Genomic DNA, 23,398 nt, shown 5'->3' with positions numbered 1-23,398 from the left:
AAAGAGAGGTAAAGATTTAGTGCGGCTTTATACATTGTTATTAAATTATTTATGAGATATTACTGATGATGCTCAAATTTCTGAATGCGTGAATTTTGAATTGGTATAGGAAATGTTGTTTGAAATTCATGGAACACCCTTGTAGCGAAGGCTTTTAATCTCAAGTAGCGCCAAATCTCAAATCCCAAATTGGTATTGGATTCAACTTATTTTTAAGAAAAATGAGCAACTTTCATCAACATGGAAAAGAAGATTCAACTCATCACAGAGAGAATCAACAATATGCCTCCTTGGTAGAACAACTCGATTTGATGATTCGGGCACGGTATCCCTTAGTGTATGTGATTTGTGTGGAAGAAGAACCTGTGGAGGAAGTGCTGTTGCAAGTTGCATCGCTTTCTGTGCCAAAACGACAAATTTTATTTTGGGATATTGTGCGGGGTTGGAGTGACAATGGTGCAGATAAAGGTTCGGTGATGGCTGCATTGGCACGCATTACTAAAGCTGACTCGCAAACAGCTGCGATGTTTGTGCTGCGAGATTTGCATCCATTTGTGAAAAACCCCACCACAGAGAAGAATGCGCCCATTGTCAGGGAGTTACGAAACTTGACGCGGGAGTTAAAGCGATCGCGTAAAACCATCATCACTACCAGTCATACTTTAGAACTTCCCGATGAACTACTGCAAGAGGTAACAGTGGTTGATTTTCCTTTACCTAGCGTCGGTGAAATCGATTATTTAATTCAACAGTTAGTAGTACCAGAGAAATTAAATGTTTCCGGTTTGGCGCGGGAACAATTAGTTAAAGCCTGTCAAGGTTTAAGCCGCACTCGTATTTCTAGAGTTTTAGCAAAAGCCTTAGCAGCCAAACAGCAAGTAAATGAATCTGACATCGATGGTGTGTTGGAAGAAAAAAAGCAAGCAGTCCGCCAAACTGGGATTTTAGAGTTTTTCACACCGCAAGAATCACTCAAACGAGTGGGAGGATTAGATCAACTCAAACAATGGGTACAGATGCGCCAAGATGCTTTTACTGAAGAAGCCAGACGCTACGGTATTCCTAATCCTAAAGGTATGCTGTTGGTGGGGATACAGGGAACGGGTAAATCCCTGTCAGCCAAAACCATCGCCCATGAATGGCGTTTACCTTTACTCAGGTTAGATTCTGGGCGTTTATTTGGCGGGATTGTTGGTGAAAGTGAAAGCCGCGTCCGCCAAATGATACAGCTAACTGAAGCGATGGCACCTTGCGTTTTGTGGATTGATGAAATTGACAAAGCCTTTGGCAATATTACCAGTGGTATTGATGGGGATTCGGGGACATCGCGCCGGGTTTTTGGCAGTTTAATTACTTGGATGCAGGAGAAAACCAGCCCAGTGTTTATTGTCGCCACCGCAAATAACGTGCAAATATTACCAGCTGAGTTGTTACGCAAAGGACGATTTGATGAGATTTTCTTTTTGAATTTACCTACGCAAGCCGAACGCCAAGAGATTTTTAAAGTGCATTTGCAGCGGTTACGTCCCAACCGCCTGCGAGAATTTAATTTAGCTGTGTTAGCCAAACAAACTGCGAACTTCAGCGGTGCAGAAATTGAACAAGTAATTATTGATGCCATGCACCAAGCATTTTCCACAAGAGTGGAGGGACAGCGGCGAGACTTCAATACAGAAGATATTTTACAGGCTGTAGCGCAGACAGTACCCTTAGCTGCGATCGCCCGCAATCAAATTGAAGCCTTAAAGCAATGGGCAGCAGAAGCAGGCGCAAGGCCAGCTTCCAATGATGTTCAGTTAGTGCAGGAATTAAAGCACTACTCAACTCAACAAGGAATCGGCCCTTTAGAAGTTGATTAAAATAGAAAAACTATGTGTTTTCTGCCCCTAGTTTTTTAATCCAAAATCCAAAATCTAAAATCCAAAATTGATATCATGTCTCATTTCACAACTATTAAAGTTCAAATCAAACGCGGTGAAATTCTTCATGAAGTGTTGCAAGAATTGGGTTATCAAGTGGAGTCTAACACCAATGTACGTGGATATCGGGGCGATACAACTCAAGCCGAGTATGTAATTCGTCAAAAAAACGGTTATGACTTGGGTTTTCGCCGTAATGGAGAGAGTTACGAAATAGTTGCAGACTTTTGGGGAGCAAAAATTAATCAACAACAATTTGTTAATTCCATCAGTCAAAAATATGCTCATAAAACCTTGATGGCAACAGTCCAAGAACAAGGTTTTAATGTTGAAGACGAAGAAGTATTAGCAGATGGAACTGTCCGAGTAGTTGTAGGACGTTGGGTGTAAAAACTTTGTAGGATGGGCATCTTGCCCGTCCTAGATATTCAGAGCCAGATACTTGATTTTTATTTAATTTACTCTGGTATACTCCATATTTTAATAGTTTTATCTTGACTACCACTAATTAAAGTTTGTCCATCAGGGCTAAGAGCAAGACTATAAACCGATCCAGAATGACCTATAAGAGTATTTATTTCTTGTTTGGTTTGAAGATCCCAAATTCTTATAGTATTGTCATCTCCAGCACTAAACGCTATTTTTCCATCTGGACTAATGGCAATTGCTCTAACCCAAGATGAATGCGCTCTGAATGTGTGAATTTCGCATCTTTTGTGAAAATCCCATAATTTAATGCTACCCCAACTACCACTAATAAGAGTTTGCCCATCTGGACTGATAGCAATAGAACTGACGTGAGATAAATGTCCTGTCAGGATATTTAATTCCTTATCTGTATACAAATCCCAAATTCTAATTATTTTGTCATCACCGCTACTAACAAAATTCCGACCGTTAGGACTAATAGCAATTCCTCTAACCCAGGATGGATGTCTTCTAAGAGTGTAAATTTCTTTTCCTGTTTCAAGATTCCACACTTTAAGACATTTCCAACTACCACTAAATAGAGTTCGCCCATCTGGAGCGATAGCTAGCGCATATACAGAGTCTTCATGCCCTTTTAGGGTAAAGATTTCTCTACCTGTATCTAATTTCCATACCTGAATAATATTGTTTCCACTCCCACTTACAAAAGTTTGTCCATCAGGACTAATAGCAAGAGAAGTAGGGTAATCAAAATTATGAGTTCTAATACAAATTTTTTCTTTCGTTTTTAAGTCCCAAATTTTTATAGTTTTATCACCACTCCCACTGACAAGGGTTTGTCCATTTGGGCTAATAACTACAGATTTCACCCATGCCAAATGCTGATTAATGGTACTGAGACACTCGAAAAATTGATAATGACTATAATTTTTTAATACTTCTGTTACATTGCGCTCTCTTCTATTTTGGAGTATATTATATGCATAAAGCTTTAATTTTTTTGATTTACTATTCAAAGCCAGAATAATTATTTCTAAGCCAGCTTCTTCGTATTTTAATGCCTGATAAAGAGATGCTATCTGTGTTTCTTCAGATAGACTATTCAAGCCTCGTTTAACACTTTCAATTCCGCCTAGAACTAACCCATCTACAGGAGGTCGTGCTTGTCCGCCAAGTACGGCATCATATTCTCTGGGTTGATTGGTATTATCTGGCATCGCTTTTTACCTCTGACTTATATCAGTGTTCCCAAACTTAAGCTATTTTGCAGTTGGCTAATTTCTGTGCAAGCGCAGACAGGGTTCTGCAACCCGTCCAAAAGTCGCCTAACCCCCAACCAATAAATGCACCGCCACGGGGTAAGTTTCCCACCGGCGCACTCAAATCGAATTTCAAATCATTCCAATAGCACCAACCACCTTGAGAAAACCATCCCACACCTTTACCAAAGCGACACCATACTTCCCAGTCAGGATTTGATGTACCGCCAACGATTTGCCAGATATGGGTTTGGACAACAAAACCAAAGCGTCCATTGCTATATTTTTGCCAGAGAGTTTCAATCGTGCTTAAGTCTGCACAAGGGAATTTTTCGATGTCTGATGGATCTAAAAATCCTTGTGGTTGGCGATCGCATACCCGCAGCATTATACTAGCAGTCTCTTGGTCTGCATCTTTCCACTTTCCCGAAGCAAGTAAATTTTGCAAACGACTGTAGTTTAAATCAACCGCAGAGATTAATGGTATTTCACTGTGTAGATGGGACTGCACTTTTGCTAATGCTTGTTGTCCCAGGAGTGACGATATTGTAGATTGCAACTTTTCAGATTCAGTATTTACAATCTCAAACACCAACTTGATACCGGCTTCGCCATACTTTAGGGCTTCTGCAACGGCGAGAATTTGTTGTTGTGGAGATGTGGCGCTGCTTAAACGTCGTTTAACACCTTCAATACCTCCTAAAACTACACCATCAACAGGAGGTGGTACTTGTCCGCCAAGCACAGCATCATATTCTCTTGGTTGATTGCGATTTTCTGACATTGCTGTTTTTATTTAGAAAATGCTTGCAATTTATCAATACACCCTTGGTTTACTGCTTCTTTTAAAATATTTTTTGCTCCGCGTCGTTTAAAATAAAGTGCTGCATAATTACGTTGTATCTGGGTGCCATTGAACAGGTAATGTCGAATTCGGTCTTGACCTTGAGGGGTATCAACTAAGCCCAGTGTAAAGTCAACTAACTTGTAGGTGGCGCTAGTGCGGTCATTTTCTAGATTCTCCATTAGTGTATCGATATCGGACACTCCGCCAGCACGCGCCATCGCTACGAAAGCATCATATCTGTCAATTTTATGACTATAGTCCTGAAGTATTTCTTGTACTATAGGTTCTTGTCGAGAAGCTAGTAGTGAATAAGCTGCTTGGCGTACTTTCCATAATTTATCGTCTAACGCCCAGATTACCAATTCCAAACCTGCTTCGCCATACTTGAGTGCTTCTTCTAGTGCTGCGATTCTTTGTTCAATTACCGGATTTGCCAAGCGTCTTTTAACACCTTCTAGTCCTCCTAATACTACAGCACCAGGAGGCGCTTTTTCTTGACCGCCAAGAACAGCATCATAAACTCTTGGGCGATTGGTATTTTCTTTCATCAGGTTTTTACTGTTGAGCCTACTACTTAGTATTCCCAATCACTGAGGTGAGGCGATCGCAATTTTCACTCAACTTTTCGTACACCCCATATATTAATATTACCCCCCTTCCCACTAACAAGAATTTGCCCATTTTGGCTGATAGCTATTGCTTTTTTGTCATAATGAAATGGGTGTGGTTTTAGCGAGCGAACTAGTTCTCCTGTATTTAAATTCCAGATTTGAATGCTTTTGTCTTTACTACCGACAAATATTGCTTCTCCATCTTGGCTAATAGTTAAGCAATCTACTTGTCCTGGAAAAGTACGAATTTCTGCTCCTGTTTGTAAATCACGTACTTCAATATTTTGTCGATAATACGCTCCACTAATTAAATATTTTCCATTGGGACTAATCTTGATATGCTCAACGGATATATCTGTTAGTGAATAAATTTCTTCGCCTGTTTCTAAATTCCAAACTTGCAATACTGGATAAAGTCTTTCGGTACAACTAACCAATTTTTTACCATCTGGACTAATAGCTAGGCTAAACACTCTATTTATAACAGGATTTGAGTATGCCTTTTGTTGTAAATTATAAATTTCTTTTCCTGTTTCCAAATTCCATACTTTAATATTGCCATCTAAATCTCCACTAGCTAAAATTTTTCCGTTATGGCTAATATCCAAAGCAAAAATTTTATTGGAATGACCAACAAGTGTACTTATTTCTTGCTGATGCTTTACATTCCAAATTTTGATAGTTTTGTCGCTACTAGCACTAAATAAAATACTGTCATCTTGCTTAGTAACTAAACAATGAACTGGTGCTGAATGACCAAAGAGAGTAGAAATTTTATCCCCTGTTCTAGCATCCCATAACTTGATGGTTGCATCACCACCTCCGCAACTATAAATAGTTAATCCATCAGGGCTGAGGGCGAGAGAACTAATTGAACCTAAATGTCCTGCTACTGAGAATGTGTTGATTACTTGTCCTGTATATAAATTCCATGTGTTCACTATATGATCGCTGATAGTAATAAAATTTTGTCCTTGCTCAGTGATTAATAAAGAGAAATCATTTTCAAAAGTCTCTTGATATGTGCCTAATTTCTGTCCTGTATTTAAATTCCATTGAAGGATAGATTTGTCTGTACTATAACTAATAATCGTTTGCCAATCATGACTAATAGTAGCAGAAACTATACGACGTTTATGACCTATAAAGGTATTGATTAACTTACCTGTTTCTAAATTCCATACTTTTATAGTTTTATCTCCACAGCTAACAATAGTTTTATTATCGGGACTAATTGCAAGAAAACAAACACTTTGTACATGACCTTCAAGTGTCTGAATTTCTTTTCCTGTATTCAAATCCCAAACTCGGATGCGGTTGTCAAAACTACCTCCTGCTAAAATTTTTCCATTTGAACTCAGAGCTATAGAACTAAGCTTACCACAATAAACTTTGAGGGTTCGGATTAGCTGTTTTGTGTTCCAATCCCAGATATCAATGCTTTTGTTTTTGAAACCTACAGCAATCTGCCAGTTTGAGCTAACAATTATAGAAGTAGAACGACGTGAATCTTCTAGGTTAATACTTTGAAGAAATTGACCAGTTTTTAAATCCCAAAATTGTATACTATAATCATAAAATACACTTAAAATATTCTCTCCATCAGAGCTAATACTCACATATCTAGGATAGGGATTTGACAAAAAATAAAGTTGTTTTCCTGTTTTTAGATTCCAACCTCTAATACCATCACTTGCACCTGTTATTAAAATTTGTCCATCCGGGCTAACTGCACGGCAATATACTGGATGTGAATGTCCGCTTGTGGTGCGTAAGTATTCAAAAAATTGCCAAGGCTTGTATTGGCTCAGTGCCTCTTTGACATTTTCTTCCTTTCTTGATAACAAAAGAGGGTAGGCTTTGTTCTGAACCTGTTCTGATTCATCTTTTAAAGCCTGAATCAACAAATCTAAACCAGGTTCTCCATAGTTCAAGACTTCAGAAAGTGCAGCAATACGTTCTTCTAAAAGATTACTTGATAAACGGTGTTTGGCTCCTTCTAAGCCTCCTAATACCAAACCGCCTAATGGTGAAGGATTATCGCCACCAAACACAACATCATATTCTTTAGGTTGATTTTGTTTTTTATCCATTGTATTAATATAAAATGATAGTTATTTTTTTAAACGAACCGCCGAGGCACAGAGAGGAGATTATTTGAGTTTAGCGATCGCACTTTTCATTCAACTTTTTCCCTGTAAAAGCACGAATTATATCAAACGCTACTACTTGATTCTAAAATTCCTACCAAAATCTTCATTAAATCTGGCAAATCATCGGGAATTCGATACAGCGAAATATCCTGAAAAATCTGCTGCTTGGTTTTTTCTAAGCGACCAAAACGCCAAGCATCACCAATTGTTACTGCACCATAAAAAATCTCACCTTCTTCTACTTCAGAAATAGCAATTAATTCTACTGCCATCTGCGTAAAGCCTCTTGTTAAGTCATCATTTTTCGCTTCAACTACCAATAAACTTAGATTGCTTTTCAAGAAATAATCTAAATTACCCTTTAACCAGTTGTTTACTGTCAATGGATACTCAATCCTGATTTGACATTGACAATAACGAGCAACTTCCAGCAATGTAGGTGCTACCAGTGTTTCACGTCGTGCTGTCTCGCTGCTCAAGCTAACTAGTGGTAAAGATTCATCAATTCGCTGTTGTAATTCCGGCAAACGTTCTAAATTGCGATCGCTACGTGGTAACTCCATTCGTGTTTTTAGCAAACCATAACCCAATTCCGCTAAAATTTCGTCTGCTTCATAAGGCATTTCAAAATAGGAGCGAAATGTGTAAGATTGCCCTTCTTGCAAAAGATGACGACGAGTCATAATTTTTTTATTTGCAGCTACACATTTAAAAATTACTATTCAATTTTAGCGTTTTAAGTAGCTAGTACAAAAAGGCTGAAGTCTATAGACATTTTTCTCGACTCGCTTTTTCTAGGACTTAATACCCCAGATTTTGATAGTTTTATCTCTACTGCTGCTAACCAGAGTTTTTCCATCGGGACTGATAGCTACACAATAAACCCAATCAGTATGTTCTTTGAGAATGCGTAGGCATTCCCCAGTTTGCAAGTCCCAAATTCTGATAGTTTTGTCTCTACCACAACTAACAAGAGTGCTTCCGTCTGGGCTGATAACTACCCAATAAACCCACCCAGAATGTCCTTCAAGTGTGAACTGAAGCTGTTTTGTCTGTAAATTCCATACTTTAATTGTTTTGTCTTTACTACCACTAACAATTGTCTGTCCGTCTGGGCTAATAGCTACAGATTCAACACCATTTGAATGTTTTTTAAAAGTGTGTATAAGTTCTCCAGTTTCAAAATTCCACGCTTTAATAGTTGCGTCATTACTACCACTAACAAGAGTTTTTCCATCTCCACTAATAGCTAACGCTTGAACTAAGTAGTGTGAATGTCCATTCATGGTACGTATAATTTGTTCTGTCTGCAAATCCCAAACATTAATTCCGCTATTCTCACTACCGCAGGCAAGCATCTTTCCATCTGGACTCATAACTAGAGAAAAAACTCTGTAAGTAAATTCTTCTAAAGTTTGTTTACGCTTTCCACTTGGGAAATCCCAGATTTTGATTTTATGGTCACCGTCATAAGTTCCTCCTCTACTAACTAAAGTTTTTCCATCTTGGCTAATAACTAAAGAATTAACATCAAAATTATTTATAGAAAAAGCTTGGAGTTGTCCGGTATGCAGATCCCAAGCAGTGATGCCTCTTCCAGAACTGAGAAGAGTTTTCCCATCTCGACTAATGGCAACAGCTGTGACCAGTATCTTCTGCTGTAAAGTGCGGAGGCAAGTGATTTTTAACCAGGGATTATGTTCTTGTAACGACTGTTTAACTTTTGCTTCTTCTCGGTGGCGAAGTAACGAATAAGCAGCCCACTTTAATTTTTCTGATTCATATTGCCAAGCCTGAATTACTAAGTCTAAACCTGGTTCTCCATAATTTAATGCCTCTTTTAGTGCGGCAGTTTGCGCTTCTATATCTACACTTTTCAAGCGGCTTTTAACACCTTCCAGCCCCCCTAAAATCATACTACCAACTGGGGCAGAATTTTGAGTTCCTAATACAGCATCATATTGTTTAGGTTGATTCTGTTTCTTTGCCATTGCAATTTACCAAATTACGATTATTTTTTAAACGAACCGCCGAGGCGCAGAGGACGCAGAGAGGAGATTATTTGAGTTTGGCGATCGCCCCCCTCTCCACTAACATTTTCCCCGTCAATAAATCTTTTACCGTTACTACTAATACCCGTTGTTCGTTGACTTCAAATTGTGCTTGGATTCTGTCTACTCCTGTTTGTCCGGGCGGTTCGAGATGGGCGACGCATACTTGTTGGTGATGAGTTTCTAAAGAACGATAGCTATCTTGTTTTATTAAGTGGCTACTAGTCATTCTGCCTTGAGAATCGTAAGCAACTTCTGCTTGGGAAACTTCTGCAACTTCGCCAATATCAAGGCGAATTTCTCGCTGTCCTTCGGTGGCTACTTGCAAAGTTAAAGCTTCAGAACGCGCCCCTGGATACTTTGCTCCTTTTTCAATCAAAGTAAAATAAGAATAAGTTTTGCTGTGGGGTTCCCAAAGCCGGATAGCATAACTGTGGCGCAGGTAATCATCAACTGCTGTCATTTCGCTTAATGCTAATGCGCCATGTGCCACAGCTTCAAAGGGTTTATCTAATTTAACTTTTTGTCTGCCGAAATAGGAAATTACTAGTTGTTGAATCGCCGGAATTTGGCAAGTACCGCCGACTAATAAAACCTGTTCGATGGCAGATTTAGCGATACCTTTGGAAAGGGCGATCGCTAACACTTCATCTATCGCTTGTCTTAACTGTTCTAATAATTGTTGATTTTCTAAAATTTCGCCCAAATCGTCCCGATGTAACTGCAATTCATGGGACATAAAATTTTCATCATCAAACCAAGCTTCTTTCGCTTCATCTGTTGTCGAAAGTTGAATTTTTACCCTTTCTGCTACTTCCAATAAATTCATAAAACCGATTTCTCCTACTTCAGCGCGGGAGGAATTGATTTTTTGCAGATAATGTTCGACAATCCAAGTATCGATATCTACACCGCCAATAAAAGCATCAGATTTAGCAAGAACTTCAGCGCGTACTGCTTGCTGTTCGGAAGCGACGCTGACAGTCCGTACTAAACTTAAATCCAACGTTCCGCCACCAAAATCCACTACCAAAACCACAGTACCAGGACGCTTGATAGCATAACCAAGGGCTGCTGCTGTTGATTCATCGACAATTTGCACTGCGGGAATATTTAGCTTATCGGCTAAATTGCGAAACCAGTCAAGATATCGTTCAAACGCACCAACAGGAACCGTAAAAATAACGTGGCTTGGCTGCAATTGCTGTTCAATTTGTTGCCAAATTTCTAACAAAAACAGTTCTGAAATAATCTCAGCACTATAACTATTACCATCCAAAAGTCGCGGAGGCGGCACAAAATCCGCTGCTAAATCCCGTTTGAAAGCACGAAAACAGCGTTCCGGTTGGGCAAACCCCAAGCGTTTGGCACGTACAGATTCACCAAACAAAATGCTATTTTGCCCTTCCACAAACACCAAACTCGGCACAACGCTAACTTGTTCGCCCCCAACCTCAAACCGCCGCGACATCGAATCAAATCGCAACGTCCGTGGTTTTTGCGTAATCAAATCAGTCGTACAAACAACAGTATTGCTAGTACCAAAATCAATTATTACTGTAGTCATTTGTCATTTGTCATTTGTCATTAGTCATTAGTCATTTGTCATTTGTCATTTGTCATTGGTTATTCCCCGCGTCCCCGCGTCTCCGTGTCCCCCCATCTCCCCATCTCCCCATCTCCCCATCCCCCTACTTCCCTACTTCCCCCCTCCCGGCAAACTCCGGCTAACCTTAGCAGGGCAAAGAATTCTTCCTTGATGCTGATAGCCAATAAATCGAATGTAAACTAATTCGCCTTCGGTAATATCAGCATTGTCTGGTTGATGAAGTTGGGAATTATAAGGGACTTGTTGCCAAGGTTTGCCTATCTGTTCGTAACCCCATTTACTAAGAAGATTATCTAGAGGAGTAAACATCGAAAGCAGATTTTTTACGGGCAATTCTGGTTTCACACTCACCATTTGGTGAATGCTGGGATAGTTTGTCAGTAATGTCTGCAATTGCTCAAATGTGGAAGTGCGAAATTCTTCTGTTAGTTGTAGACGTTGCTGTTGCAATTCTTCATGGAGTCGCACACCTTCTTGACGCAGTGCGGCTTTTTCAGAAATAAGTTGCTGTATTTTTTGCTCTAATTCTAAGTATTTTTGTTGAGATGCTTGGAGTTCATCTTCTAGTAATTTGATTTGAGATTGCGCCAACCCTAACTTATCAATTCGCTTGTTTGGTTGAGAAGCGATCGCCGCGTTAATTACTGGAATAATCAAAAGTAACGCCAAAAATCCGATTGCGATCGCTAAAATACTTTCCAGAGAAAACATTCCGGTTCCCTGGAGGTCTGATATGATGTCTGCAAGCATCTGTATCTCTCCTATTGTTGTTTGAGAGACTGTTGTTCTGTTCCTGTGACGTTTTCTTCTCCCTCGTAATATTCAGGAAGCAGTTGTTGAGTTTCTACGTCTCCTAAAGCATCTTCAATTCCAGACGTTGTGCTGGTACAACTTGCACCAGAAGCACCAATCACTGTTTCCGTAATTTTTCCATCTTTACCGATGCGATACTCAATTTTTTGATACTCAGCCATAAGTAAAATATCTATATTTTCAAGGTTTTCAAGCAATACGCAGTTATTCCGTTGTATCACTTTTGCTAGTTAACTGCAATTACCATCTGGCACTAGCACAAACAAATAAATGTGTCAGGGCTTTACTAATTTACTAAAACAAATGTACTATTTTTCATGAGATTACACAAGCCTCAAAGAAACTGAGTCAAGAGAATGAGTGTGTTATTTGTTACAAATTGTGGGCGATCGCAACTTGAGCAAACTTGTAATAAAGTTTTTGGGAACCCTAATTAAGACTTGAAAGGTAAAGCAACATGACTGACAATCAAAATCAACCCAGAGATTATGATGCTGTACTTGGCGGACAATCGCCGCCTCCTGTAGATGGAGTTGTTCTTGGAGGAATTGAGGGAATTAAGCGTTGTTTATCAAATCCTGTAGCTAATGTGCGAATTGCTGCACTCAGCGAAGCCTTGAAATATGGTGATGCAGGGTTGGATGTTTTGATTCAAGCGTTGCAAGATAAATCGAAATTAGTGCGGCGTTTTGCTTATCGAGTATTAAAGCAAAGAATAGAACCGCAAGTTATACAAGCATTGCAAACATATAAACCTTGGAACTTGGAAGAAAGATTTGAGAAGTATCAAGAGTCTGACATTACTCAATTTGCTAATCGGCAAGTTGTAGATTTTGAGAAAAATATAGGTATTCTTGAACCTGTTAACAAAGCTTACGCGCTCAGATATGAGTATGATAATGAAGAGGATTTACCGAGTCAAATTAGTAGGCTTTTGCAAGAACCCAACGCTGACAAATTAGAAGCTTTAGTCTTTGGTTTGTGGGCAGAATCTTATGAACGCGATTCAAGTGAGATTGTTCAAACTTTAGTTGATGCCAAAAAATATTTAACTAATCTCAAAGCTGTTTTTATTGGCAATATTGCTTATAATGAATGCGAAATTTCTTGGATTCAGCAAAGTGATATCAGCCCGATTTTACAAGCTTATCCTAAACTGGAAATTTTACAAGTTCGTGGTGGCGACGGTTTACATTTTAGTCCACCAGTGCGACACAATAACCTCAAAGCTTTAATTGTAGAAACTGGGGGATTAAGTCGGGATACCGTCGCACAAATTTGTAATATGAATCTGCCAGCATTGGAACATTTAGAATTATGGTTTGGCAGTGAAGATTACGGTGGAGACTGTTGGGTTGAAGATATACATCCTATTCTTTTTGAAGATAAGTTTCCCAACTTAACTTATTTAGGGTTACGCAATAGTCAATTTACTGATGAAATAGTCAATGCCATTGTTACTTCTCCAATTATTAATTCTATCAGCGTACTTGACCTGTCGATGGGAACGTTGAGTGATGCGGGTGCTGAAGAGTTACTGAATTGCGAAGCTATTAATTATCTTGATATTCTCAATGTTTCAGAAAGCTTTTTGTCTCAGGAAATGATTCATAAATTATCTGGCTTGGATGTGCGTGTTTTGGCAAATCATCAGAAAAAAGAAGATGATGATAGCTACATTCATGGTCGCTATTGTTCTGTTGCCGAGTAATTTATCACTAGGTGCATCATGTCTAATTTTAAATATGAAAAGCTTAAAGGCGAAGCTCTCTTAGAAAAGCTTGAAAACTTCTTATATCATCTACCTCATAGCGAACGAGCAAAAGAATGTGGTTATTATAGTGTAATTCAAAGTTCCGGACGACAAAAAATACAACTGAATATTTCGGAATTTTATGATGCTATTTTAGCAGCCAGAAAAGAGCGATCGCTGCTTTCTAACAATCACCAACATCAACCCCAAGAATTTGATGCTATTTTAGGCGGTAACACTCCATCACCTATGACAAGTGTAGTATTAGGAGGAATTGAAGGTGTTAAAAATCGTCTGAAAAGTGCAACTATAGAGACACGAATTGCAGCAATTTCGGAAGCATTAAATTACGGAACACCAGGTTTAGATTTAGTAATTGCTGGTTTACAGGATTCCTCTGGACAGGTGCGAAGTTATGCCTATAAATTATTGCAGAACAGGTCAGATTTAAAAACAAAGCACGCATTGTCAAACTTTGATAAGTTGCAGTTATTTACTAGGTTACAAGATTGGCAAAGCGATAAATTTAACCCGAAACTAGGCATAATTAATTCATCGGAAAATGTCTATGTTTTAAAAAGTATCGAACAAGCTCAATCATTAGTGCAATCTCCACAAATCAGTCAGATAAAAGTATTAATCTCTCAACTTAGTTATGAACAATTTGGCTATGGTAAGAAATTTAAGTATGTTGTTGATGTTTTGTTTGATATTCATGAATACTTAAGCGGTTTAAAGGCTGTATGGATCGACACTAGTATATCACCAAGAGGACTTGGTGATATTAGCGCTATTTTGAAAACTTACCCTCATCTAGAATTCCTAGAAATCCGTAATGGTGGTCATCTAGAATTTAGCCCAGTAAGACATAATCATCTTAAGACATTAATTGTCGATGGATATTTAAATAAAGAAACATTGCAGCAGATTTATAAACTAGAATTACCAGCTTTAGAATATCTTGATTTAGGTTTCTTCAAAGGCCCTAACAATACTCAACCAAATGCTACTGAAATAGCACCTATGTTTTCAGGTAACTTTTTTCCTAATTTAAAATACTTAGGATTCCGAGGAGGTAGAGATTATAACAAAATTGCCACTGCACTTATACGTTCAGCGTTAGTCCATCGCTTGATAGGGCTTGACTTATCAGATGGAAATTTAGGCGACAAAGGAGCAGAAGCTTTATTAAATTGTCCGGCTATAAATCGCTTACAAATTCTAAATCTGAGTCAGAATCGTTTAACTAAAGAAATGGTTCAAAAGTTATCTAAATTAAAGTGCAAAGTAAATGCTAAGTCACAAAAATACTACCATCGTTATTCTCCAACTTGGGAATGAGCAACTTTCAAACTTGAAATGTCGAGTCATTGCAGATTCTCAGTTTAGCGATCGCTATTACTCAGTCTGGGAATAAATCAATAAAATAATACAGTTTATCTAAGATGAACAACAATCCAAATAAACCAAGAGAATACGATGCAGTACTTGGTGGAGAAGTACCACCACCAGTTCATGGTGTAATTTTAGGAGGACTTGAGGGGGTAAGAAGCCGGTTAAGAAGTTCGGTGGTTGAGGTACAAGTGAATGCACTTTCCGAAGCGTTGAATTACGGCGATCTAGGTTTGGAGATAGTAATTCAAGCCCTACATAATCAGTCGGGACAGGTGAGATTATCGGCTTATAAGATTTTGCAATCGCGCACGGAATTATCTGTCAAACAAGCACTGCAAGACTTTAATCCTTATGAATTTTTTCAGTGCGTTCATACATTAAAAGCATATTACCAACAAGTTCATTCTGTAGCTATTAGTCCTGATAACAAAACTTTGGTATGTGGTTCAGGTGATAGCCGCTATAACAGTATCAATTCGCCGAAAGTCTGGAATTTAGAGACAGGACAAGAAAAATTTGATCTGCGGTTTAATCATCATCATACTTCTGATATTAATTGGGTAGCTATTAGTCCTGATGGAGAAAAGATGATTAGTGCTGGTGCAGATAAAAATATAATAATTTGGGATATAAATATAGGTAAATATATTGCTAAATTAAGCAATAATTTAACTATAACTTATGCTCTGGCTATACATCCTAATGGAGAAAGCTTTGTAAGTGCAGATGGAAATGGATGTATCAAAATTTGGCAGTGGAATTGGGGTGAAGAAGTTGCTATTTTAGAAGGGCATCGTCGCTCAATTTATGCTCTTTGTATATCTCCTGATGGCAAGCTTTTAATCAGTGGCGGTGAAGATAGAAGTATCAAAATTTGGGATTTAAATTCTAGACGTGAAATTTGGAGTCTTATAGGACATTCCCATTCAATACGGTCTTTAGCAATTAGCCCTAACGGGCGTACATTAGTAAGTGGTAGTGACCAGAGAATTAAAATTTGGGATATGCAAACTGGGGAAGAAATTTTTTCTTTTTACGGTCATGCTGGTTGGGTTCGTTCTATCGTATTCAGTCCCGATGGTAAAACTTTTCTGACTGCTGGAGACCAAAATATCAAAGTCTGGGATTTAGCTTCAGGAAAGAAAATTTTCTCATTTCAAGGTCATGCAGGAGCTATTCGTTCATTAGCACTAAGTTCTAATGGGCAAATATTAGTGAGTGGTGGTGTAGATCACACAGTCAAAGTATGGAGGTTTTAATGTCAGAAAGTATTAGTCAACTTTTTCTCAATCTGGAAAACTGGAAATTCCAACAATTTAATCCTCAAGTTGGTATTAGCAACCCTGAAAATCATGCTTATGCGATTCAAATTCAACCAGAAAATCGCAGTAAAAATATAAATTTAGAGAGTTTTTATAATCTCTTGGAAGACCCTCAATCTAGCAAAATTCAAGCTTTGATTTGTCAAATAGAATATGAAAATTACTGGAACAATAATAATATCTGTTTTGGGATAGTTTTAGAAGCACTTTGCGATGCCTATGAAAAACTGCCTAATCTTCAAGCATTATTTATAGGAGATGCAGAACAACATGAATATCGCAAATCTAAGCTAGCAATTTTTGATATTCGTCCAATTCTAGAAGCATTTCCTAATTTGCAATTGCTAAAAGTACGCGGTCAATTTTATGAATATCTCTTAGAATGCGAAACTTTAATCCATAAAAATCTCAAAACACTAATCATCGAAACAGCAGATATCGATGATAGAAATTTCTCTCAAATTTGTGCTTTAGAATTACCAAATCTAGAATGCTTGGAACTGTGGCTAGGTAGGCAACTAAGGAATGAAACATTTATTATTGATAATTTGATACCAATTTTCTTTGGTGAATCATTTCCAAATTTGGCTTACTTAGGACTTCGTAGCAGCGAGTTTTCTGACTTGCTTGCAGAGAATATAGTGCGATCGCCAATGATTGAACGTCTCTTAGTGCTTGATTTATCAATGGGTAATTTAAGCGATTATGGGGCAAACGCTTTGTTAAATTGTCCAGCGATAAATCAACTTCATACCCTCAACATTTCTAATAATTGCGTATCAGAGGGTATGGTTCAACGATTGTTACAGCTTAATTGTCAGGTGATTGCAGACGAACAACAGGATGAAATCGAAGGAGGATGTAGCGTGTCACGATACTGTGCTTTGTATGAGTAATGAAGAATCTGAATTTGCCGATCGCTATTCTGCCCTCCACGAATAAAAAATATATTAGATAATGCTAAATTTCATCCTCATCGCCAACCCTGAAAACCGCCGTGTCGGTTTCTTCCAAGAAGCGATCGCCCATTTCAACTTACCACCAGCTACCGTAGTAGATTACGCCGACTTAATAGCAGGAAAACAAACCCTCGAACAATTCAATACACCCAATACTATTATCCGCTTTGACTCTCCAGAAAAAAACTTTGATGTCGATAAAGCCATCATCGCAGAAGGGAGTAGGGAAATTTTTTCTACTTCCAGTCATCAACATATCAGTGCAGAAGCCGCGACAAAATTAGAATTTGACAAAGGACTCATCCTCTATCCGCGACAGTGGTATTTAGGCTGGCGGTATCTGTTGCAAAAATGGGAAACACAACTTACTACCCTCATCGCTTGCGGGGAGGGGTACTTCATGAACCATCCCCAAGACATCGCTGTGATGTTTGACAAACCAGCTTGTCACGAAAGATTCAGCCGTCATAATATCCCCGTTCCTCGTTCTCTAGGTAAAATTCACAATTACGAACATTTGCGCGAACAAATGCAAACCCAGGGAATAGAACGAGTATTCGTCAAACTTTCCCACGGTTCCGCCGCTTCTGGAGTTGTTGCTTATCGCGCAAATTCCCGTTTTGAATCAGCTATTACCACCGTCGAACGAGTGCGGGAAAATGGCGAAACTCTACTCTACAACTCCCGTAAAATTAGTCACTACACTCATCATGAAGAAATCGCCGATATCATCAACATTTTGACAGCAGAAGGCGTACAAGTTGAAGAATGGCTACCCAAAGCACATTTACAAGGATGCGGTTTTGATGTGCGTATCGTGGTTATCAATGGTGAAGCACAGCATATCGTTGTTCGCCTTGGTAAAAGTCCCATGACAAATTTGCATTTAGGGAATGAACGGGGAAATACAGATGAATTTTTAGCAAAAGTTGGTGTAGAAAATTGGGAGATGATGAAGCAAACTTGCGAACAAGCAGCAGCGTTATTTCTTGATAGTTTGTATTGCGGAGTTGATTTACTAATTTTACCAGATTGGAAAACTCATGCAATATTAGAGATTAATGCTTTTGGCGATTTACTACCGGGAATTTTGTGGGATGGGATGGATACTTATACGAGTGAAGTTAAGGCAGTTTTGGAACGAACCGCAAAGACGCAGAGAACACAGAGAATAAAGAAAAATTTTTAATATGTTTAATATGAATCAAATCGTGGGAACTTATGATATTTTATTTATTACTCTAGATACACTACGTTACGATGTAGCCAAAAAATTACTCGCACAAAAACGGACTCCTAATTTAGAAAAAGTTTTACCTAAAACAGGTTGGGAAGAACGTCATTCACCTGGAAATTTCACTTACGCGGCGCATCATGCTTTTTTCGCAGGCTTTTTACCTACACCTGTAACGCCAGGAATTCACCCCCGGATTTTTGCTTTGGGATTTGAAGGAAGTACCACCACAACTGATAAAACTTGTGTGTTAGATAGCTCAAATATTGTTAGTGGATTAGCTGCCAAGGGATATCATACAGTTTGCATTGGTGGAGTTGGTTTTTTTAACAAACGCAATCCTATAGGTAATGTATTTCCTTCAATGTTTGCCGAAAGTTACTGGAGTCCAGAGTTAGGTGTTACTAATCCCGAATCTACAGAAAATCAGGTAAACTTGGCGAAGGAAATTTTAGAAAAAACGCCACATAATCAACGCATATTTTTATTTATAAATATTTCCGCTTTGCATCAACCAAATTACTTTTACCTTCCCAACGCAAAGGATAAAATCGACACCATTGAATCTCACGCCGCAGCTTTGGAATATGTAGATGGTCAATTAGCCAAACTCTGGAATATTATACGCCAAAGACATTCTACTTTTTGCATTCTCTGTTCCGACCACGGGACAACTTATGGTGAAGATGGTTACACTGGACATCGACTCAGCCATCCCGTTGTTTGGACTGTTCCCTATGCAGAGTTTATTTTATGAAAACCTTGAAAATTTATGATTAAAACCCAAAATCCTCAATCTAAAATCCAAAATCTAAAATCTAAAATTGCCCAGTCTCCCTATCAAGCATACATTTATTCTTATCCCCATAAAACAGCTTATCGTCCTTTCAACCCACCTATATATCTCCCGGAACTTTGGACGCAGCAAGATAGACAAGCACTATTTCTTTACATACACATACCGTTTTGTGAAATGCGTTGTGGTTTCTGCAATTTGTTTACCACAGTCAGCCACAATGAAGATTTTATCAGTCAATATGTCCGCACGTTACAGCGACAGGCGCAACGGATGAAAGCGGTGTTGGGTGATGCGTCATTTGCAAGGTTCGCTATCGGTGGGGGAACTCCGACTCAGTTACCCATTCAGCATCTCGCAACTGTTCTCGATATTGCTGAAAATACTATGGGTGCAAAGTTACAGGAAATTCCGATTTCTGTGGAAGTTTCACCAGAAACTGCAACTGAGGAAAAGTTAAAACTGTTGCGATCGCACTCTATAGATCGTGTTAGCATTGGTGTCCAAAGTTTCATCGAGTCGGAAGTCTTAGCAACCCAGCGCCGTCAATCTAATACTCAAGTAGAAGCAGCTTTGACAAGGATAAAAGAAGCTGGATTTCCGACTTTGAATATTGACCTAATTTACGGTTTACCCGGTCAAACCGTCGATACTTGGTTGCAATCAATACATACTGCTTTGCGCTTTCAACCAGAAGAAATTTATCTGTATCCCTTGTATGTACGGCCGTTAACAGGTTTGGGACGCACAGACAAAGAATGGGACGATATTCGTTTAGCTTGTTACCGCGAGGGGCGATCGCTCCTGTTGTCTGAAGGGTATACTCAAGTATCTATGCGGATGTTTCGACAAGGGGGACAAGGGGGACAAGGTGGACAAGGGGGACAAGGGGGACAAGGGGGACAAGGTAGCAATCTTTCTCCCTTGTCTCCCCCCTCTCCCTTGTCTCCCTTGTCTCCCCCCTCTCCCATCTACTGCTGTCAAGCCGACGGTATGGTTGGTTTAGGTTGTGGCGCACGTTCCTACACAAATACTTTGCACTACTCCAACGAATATGCGGTGGGTGCAAAGGGAATTCGTGATATTTTGCAAGCATATATTCAAACAGCCGATGAGTTATTTGAATACGCGCATTACGGCTTTCAACTAAATGCAGAAGAACAACGTCGGCGATATATTTTATTATCTTTACTTTCTGATGAAGGATTAAATTTCGTTAATTATCGTCAGCGATTTGCTAGTCAAGTAGACGCTGATTTTCCAGAACTTTCAGAATTGCTGACTTTAAATTTGGCGATAAAAGATGAAGATAGTTTACACTTAACTGAATTTGGCATTGAACGTTCTGATACTATCGGCGCATGGTTATTTTCTGAGAAAGTTCAGGAATTAATGCAGGATTATGAGTTGAAATAGTGGATTTTCAATCATATTTGTATAGAAGCAAGTAATAAGGAAAATATGACAGACAATCAAAATCAACCTAGAGAATTTGATGCAGTACTTGGAGGAGAAGCACCGCCACCAATACAAGGTGCTGTTTTAGGTGGAATTGAAGGTGTTAGAAAACGTTTAGTAAATCCTGATGTTGAGATACGGGTAGCGGCTGTTCAAGATGCATTACATTATCAAGCAGAAGGTTTAAATTTGGTAATTCAGTCATTGCAAGATTCTTCAAGAAAAGTACGTCAAGCAGCCTATAATTTATTATGCTAACGCATTGAACCTCAAGTTAAACAAGTTTTACAAGAATATAAATATTGGGACTTATTTGAGCGAATAGACGAAACCTTAATTGAGGGGTATATCTATAATACTTTTACAGAATTCTACTATCGGGAAGTTGAAAGCTATGACCCTAATATAGGTCTGCAAAATCATGCTGAAAAAGCTTATGTTATGGATGATGATGTTACGAACTTTTTAAAAGAACCAAAAATCCATAAAGTAGAAGCTTTGATATTTAGAGGTTACTATGACTTATGGCGCATTTTACCTACAAATATTTTAAAAAATATTAAAGCACTTTTTTACGGGCCTTATGACATAGATTACCAGATATCTTGGACACCTATTCAGGATATTAGCCTAATTTTAAAAGCTTTTCCTAATCTAGAAATGTTGCTAGTTCGTGGTGGAGATGAACGCCACATATACGGTGAGCCTTGGGAAAAATTTATTTCTTTACGTCACGAGCATTTGAAAACGCTAATTGTAGAAACTGGAGGATTAGGGCGTGACAAAATTGCTCAAATTCTCTCTCTGGAACTACCAGCATTAGAACATTTAGAATTATGGTTAGGTAGTGAGGAATATGGTGGTAACTCTTCCATTGATGATTTAATGCCAATTTTCTCAGGCGAGCTATTTCCCAAATTGACTTATTTGGGACTGCGTAACAGTGAATATAGCGATAATATTGCCGTTACTCTTGCTAACTCTCCTGTCATCAATACAATCAAAGTTTTAGACCTTTCGTTAGGAAACTTAGGTGATGATGGTGCTGAAGCTTTACTAAATTGTCCTGCTGTGAATCAGCTAGATATTCTTAACCTTTATGATAGTTGTTTAACTGAAGAAATGATTGAACGCTTGAAACTGTTAGATGTTGAAGTCATCACAGATACATTAAAGAGTCCAGAAGACCGCTATTGTTCTGTTTCTGAGTAATCAATTTTAAATAAATTTATTTAGATATTAAATTAATATGCACCTCACCATCCTCTATCGCGGTTCTCTAATCAGTTGCAACTACGGCTGTGAATATTGCCCCTTTGCTAAACGCCAACAAACAGCCGCAGAATTAGCAATCGATAAACAATCTTTAGAACGGTTTGTCAATTGGATTTCCCAACATCCCCAACATCAATTTTCAATTCTGTTTACCCCTTGGGGAGAAGCTTTAATCCATTCTTGGTATCAGCAAGCTTTGGTAAAATTAACGAATTTACCCAATGTTAATAAAGCTGCAATTCAAACTAATCTTTCTTGTCAGCTAGATTGGGTAGAGGAATGTAATAAAGAAAAATTGGCACTTTGGGCGACTTTTCATTCAGAATGGGTGTCACGCGATCGCTTTTTATCCAAATGCCTTCAATTACACCACCAAAATGTTAAATTTAGCGTCGGAGTTGTGGGCTTTCCTAAGTTTAAATCAGAAATAGCCGCTTTACGTCAAGAATTACCAAATCAAGTTTATCTGTGGATTAATGCTGTCAAAGCTGAACTCCCCAATTTATCACCATCAGACAGAGAGTTTTTCCAATTTATCGACCCATTATATGAATTAAATACCAAACATTATCCTAGCTTTGGTCATTCTTGTCGGGCTGGAAAATCAGTAATTTCTGTTGATGGCGATGGGACAATGCGTCGTTGTCATTTTATTAAATCGCCAATTGGTAATATTTATGATTCTGATTGGGCAACAGCTTTATCTGACCAACCTTGTACTAACCAAACTTGTCACTGTCATATTGGTTACATTCATCTCGATTATTTAAACATGAATCAGGTGTTCGGTTCTGGTATTTTAGAAAGAATACCCGAACAATGGACTAATTTAGCCTTAAGGAACGGTAGACTATAATTATACCAATTTGCATTCACCAAACGTAATTTCATAATTTCTATTCTCCATCTCCCTACAGCAAGAATTATGAAAGTTTTAAAGTTAGTCTTAGCATTTCTCTTACTACTAAGCACCCCTGCTATGGCAGTTGAATTCAAAGGGCAGAATATCGATGGTCAAAAGTTACCCGCCAAAGCTTACTATTATGCAACTGGTGGGGTATACAAAGTCCAGGTACGCTTTCACAAAAAACGAGCGACAATTTATTTTGACGATGGCAATCAAATAACTATACAGTTGAACCAGGAAGCGATCGCTGACTCAAACAATATTGAAGGCTTTGGAATGCTAGGGCAATATCCCATCAATGCAATATTCAGTCTTGGGTTAGTATATGGCAATAATTGGCTAGGGGGCAGCGATAATCAATTCCAACAGTCGAATCCACTGTCTGGCTTGTGGAAAATTAGTTTGGAATAAAAGAGAATGGGGAAACCTTCGCTGCCCACTTTTATAGGCGTTGCGTAAGTCCTATTTAAATTACTATAGATAACATATTATTCCCTGCGGGCTACCCTAGTACTCTGCCAACCCAAAAATGCGCTTCTTTCGGGCTGAGGAAACGGTAAGTGATTTAAAACCTTTCCCCTTTCACCTTTCACCTTTCCCCCTTCCCT

Annotated in this window: 22 protein-coding genes; 13 read left to right on the top strand and 9 right to left on the bottom strand. The window is 38.6% G+C overall.

Annotated elements, in window-relative coordinates; all coding sequences use genetic code 11:
- Positions 1–221: 221 nt before the first annotated feature.
- On the top strand, positions 222–1,859 hold the full coding sequence (locus VF06_RS24690; RefSeq protein WP_099066035.1) for a Ycf46 family AAA ATPase: 1,638 nt from the start codon (positions 222–224) through the stop codon (positions 1,857–1,859).
- Positions 1,860–1,934: 75 nt separating this feature from the next.
- The gene (locus VF06_RS24685; protein WP_099066034.1) at positions 1,935–2,309 is read left to right on the top strand and encodes a DUF1257 domain-containing protein; all 375 of its coding nucleotides are present in this window, start codon (positions 1,935–1,937) and stop codon (positions 2,307–2,309) included.
- 68 nt (positions 2,310–2,377) lie between these two features.
- Here the strand turns inward: VF06_RS24685 and VF06_RS24680 are convergent, their stop codons facing one another.
- The 9 genes from VF06_RS24680 to VF06_RS24640 all read right to left on the bottom strand — a co-directional run bounded on the left by VF06_RS24680 (position 2,378) and on the right by VF06_RS24640 (position 11,888).
- Complete coding sequence (locus VF06_RS24680) at positions 2,378–3,565, bottom strand: WD40 repeat domain-containing protein (protein WP_099066033.1); 1,188 nt, start codon at positions 3,563–3,565, stop codon at positions 2,378–2,380.
- A 37-nt stretch (positions 3,566–3,602) separates the two neighbouring features.
- Positions 3,603–4,391: a GUN4 domain-containing protein gene (locus VF06_RS24675; RefSeq protein WP_099066032.1), complete on the bottom strand. Its 789-nt coding sequence runs from the start codon at positions 4,389–4,391 to the stop codon at positions 3,603–3,605.
- Positions 4,392–4,399: 8 nt separating this feature from the next.
- Complete coding sequence (locus VF06_RS24670) at positions 4,400–5,002, bottom strand: hypothetical protein (protein ID WP_099066031.1); 603 nt, start codon at positions 5,000–5,002, stop codon at positions 4,400–4,402.
- Between the two features lie 65 nt (positions 5,003–5,067).
- Positions 5,068–7,158 carry a WD40 repeat domain-containing protein gene (locus VF06_RS24665; RefSeq protein ID WP_099066030.1) on the bottom strand — a complete coding sequence of 697 codons (2,091 nt, stop codon included), beginning with the start codon at positions 7,156–7,158 and terminating at the stop codon, positions 5,068–5,070.
- Between the two features lie 122 nt (positions 7,159–7,280).
- Positions 7,281–7,901, bottom strand: coding sequence for a hypothetical protein (locus tag VF06_RS24660; RefSeq protein WP_096534786.1), 621 nt, complete (start codon positions 7,899–7,901; stop codon positions 7,281–7,283).
- Positions 7,902–8,012: 111 nt separating this feature from the next.
- Entirely contained in the window at positions 8,013–9,209 is a 1,197-nt protein-coding gene (locus VF06_RS24655) for a WD40 repeat domain-containing protein (protein WP_099066029.1), read from the bottom strand.
- Between the two features lie 67 nt (positions 9,210–9,276).
- Positions 9,277–10,836, bottom strand: a complete 1,560-nt coding sequence (locus VF06_RS24650; protein ID WP_099066028.1) for an Hsp70 family protein — start codon at positions 10,834–10,836, stop codon at positions 9,277–9,279.
- Positions 10,837–10,968: 132 nt separating this feature from the next.
- Positions 10,969–11,628: a molecular chaperone GrpE gene (locus tag VF06_RS24645; RefSeq protein ID WP_180267536.1), complete on the bottom strand. Its 660-nt coding sequence runs from the start codon at positions 11,626–11,628 to the stop codon at positions 10,969–10,971.
- 11 nt (positions 11,629–11,639) lie between these two features.
- A complete protein-coding gene (locus tag VF06_RS24640; protein WP_257208139.1) occupies positions 11,640–11,888 on the bottom strand; it encodes a DUF2997 domain-containing protein in 249 nt (82 codons plus the stop codon).
- Positions 11,889–12,148: 260 nt separating this feature from the next.
- On the opposite strand from VF06_RS24640, the gene VF06_RS24635 reads away from it, so the two are divergent.
- The 11 genes from VF06_RS24635 to VF06_RS24585 all read left to right on the top strand — a co-directional run bounded on the left by VF06_RS24635 (position 12,149) and on the right by VF06_RS24585 (position 23,201).
- Complete coding sequence (locus tag VF06_RS24635) at positions 12,149–13,402, top strand: STM4015 family protein (protein ID WP_099066026.1); 1,254 nt, start codon at positions 12,149–12,151, stop codon at positions 13,400–13,402.
- An 18-nt stretch (positions 13,403–13,420) separates the two neighbouring features.
- Positions 13,421–14,785: a leucine-rich repeat domain-containing protein gene (locus VF06_RS24630; protein ID WP_099066025.1), complete on the top strand. Its 1,365-nt coding sequence runs from the start codon at positions 13,421–13,423 to the stop codon at positions 14,783–14,785.
- A gap of 104 nt (positions 14,786–14,889) precedes the next feature.
- Entirely contained in the window at positions 14,890–16,098 is a 1,209-nt protein-coding gene (locus tag VF06_RS24625) for a WD40 repeat domain-containing protein (RefSeq protein ID WP_099066024.1), read from the top strand.
- Complete coding sequence (locus VF06_RS24620; protein WP_099066023.1) at positions 16,098–17,057, top strand: hypothetical protein; 960 nt, start codon at positions 16,098–16,100, stop codon at positions 17,055–17,057. The genes VF06_RS24625 and VF06_RS24620 overlap by 1 nt, the downstream gene beginning before the upstream one ends.
- A 61-nt stretch (positions 17,058–17,118) precedes the next feature.
- Positions 17,119–18,309 carry an STM4014 family protein gene (locus VF06_RS24615; protein ID WP_099066022.1) on the top strand — a complete coding sequence of 397 codons (1,191 nt, stop codon included), beginning with the start codon at positions 17,119–17,121 and terminating at the stop codon, positions 18,307–18,309.
- A gap of 1 nt (position 18,310) precedes the next feature.
- Complete coding sequence (locus VF06_RS24610; RefSeq protein ID WP_099066021.1) at positions 18,311–19,111, top strand: STM4013/SEN3800 family hydrolase; 801 nt, start codon at positions 18,311–18,313, stop codon at positions 19,109–19,111.
- A gap of 15 nt (positions 19,112–19,126) precedes the next feature.
- Positions 19,127–20,566 carry an STM4012 family radical SAM protein gene (locus VF06_RS24605; protein WP_099066020.1) on the top strand — a complete coding sequence of 480 codons (1,440 nt, stop codon included), beginning with the start codon at positions 19,127–19,129 and terminating at the stop codon, positions 20,564–20,566.
- 45 nt (positions 20,567–20,611) lie between these two features.
- Positions 20,612–20,866 carry a hypothetical protein gene (locus tag VF06_RS24600; protein ID WP_099066019.1) on the top strand — a complete coding sequence of 85 codons (255 nt, stop codon included), beginning with the start codon at positions 20,612–20,614 and terminating at the stop codon, positions 20,864–20,866.
- Between the two features lie 183 nt (positions 20,867–21,049).
- Positions 21,050–21,820, top strand: a complete 771-nt coding sequence (locus VF06_RS24595; RefSeq protein WP_099066018.1) for a hypothetical protein — start codon at positions 21,050–21,052, stop codon at positions 21,818–21,820.
- A 37-nt stretch (positions 21,821–21,857) separates the two neighbouring features.
- Positions 21,858–22,739, top strand: a complete 882-nt coding sequence (locus tag VF06_RS24590) for an STM4011 family radical SAM protein (protein ID WP_099066017.1) — start codon at positions 21,858–21,860, stop codon at positions 22,737–22,739.
- A gap of 69 nt (positions 22,740–22,808) precedes the next feature.
- The gene (locus tag VF06_RS24585; RefSeq protein ID WP_099066016.1) at positions 22,809–23,201 is read left to right on the top strand and encodes a hypothetical protein; all 393 of its coding nucleotides are present in this window, start codon (positions 22,809–22,811) and stop codon (positions 23,199–23,201) included.
- Positions 23,202–23,398 lie beyond the last annotated feature (197 nt).

It is taken from the genome of Nostoc linckia z4, assembly GCF_002608075.1.
GTDB lineage: Bacteria > Cyanobacteriota > Cyanobacteriia > Cyanobacteriales > Nostocaceae > Nostoc > Nostoc linckia.
This window is presented reverse-complemented; position numbering and strand designations above follow the sequence as displayed.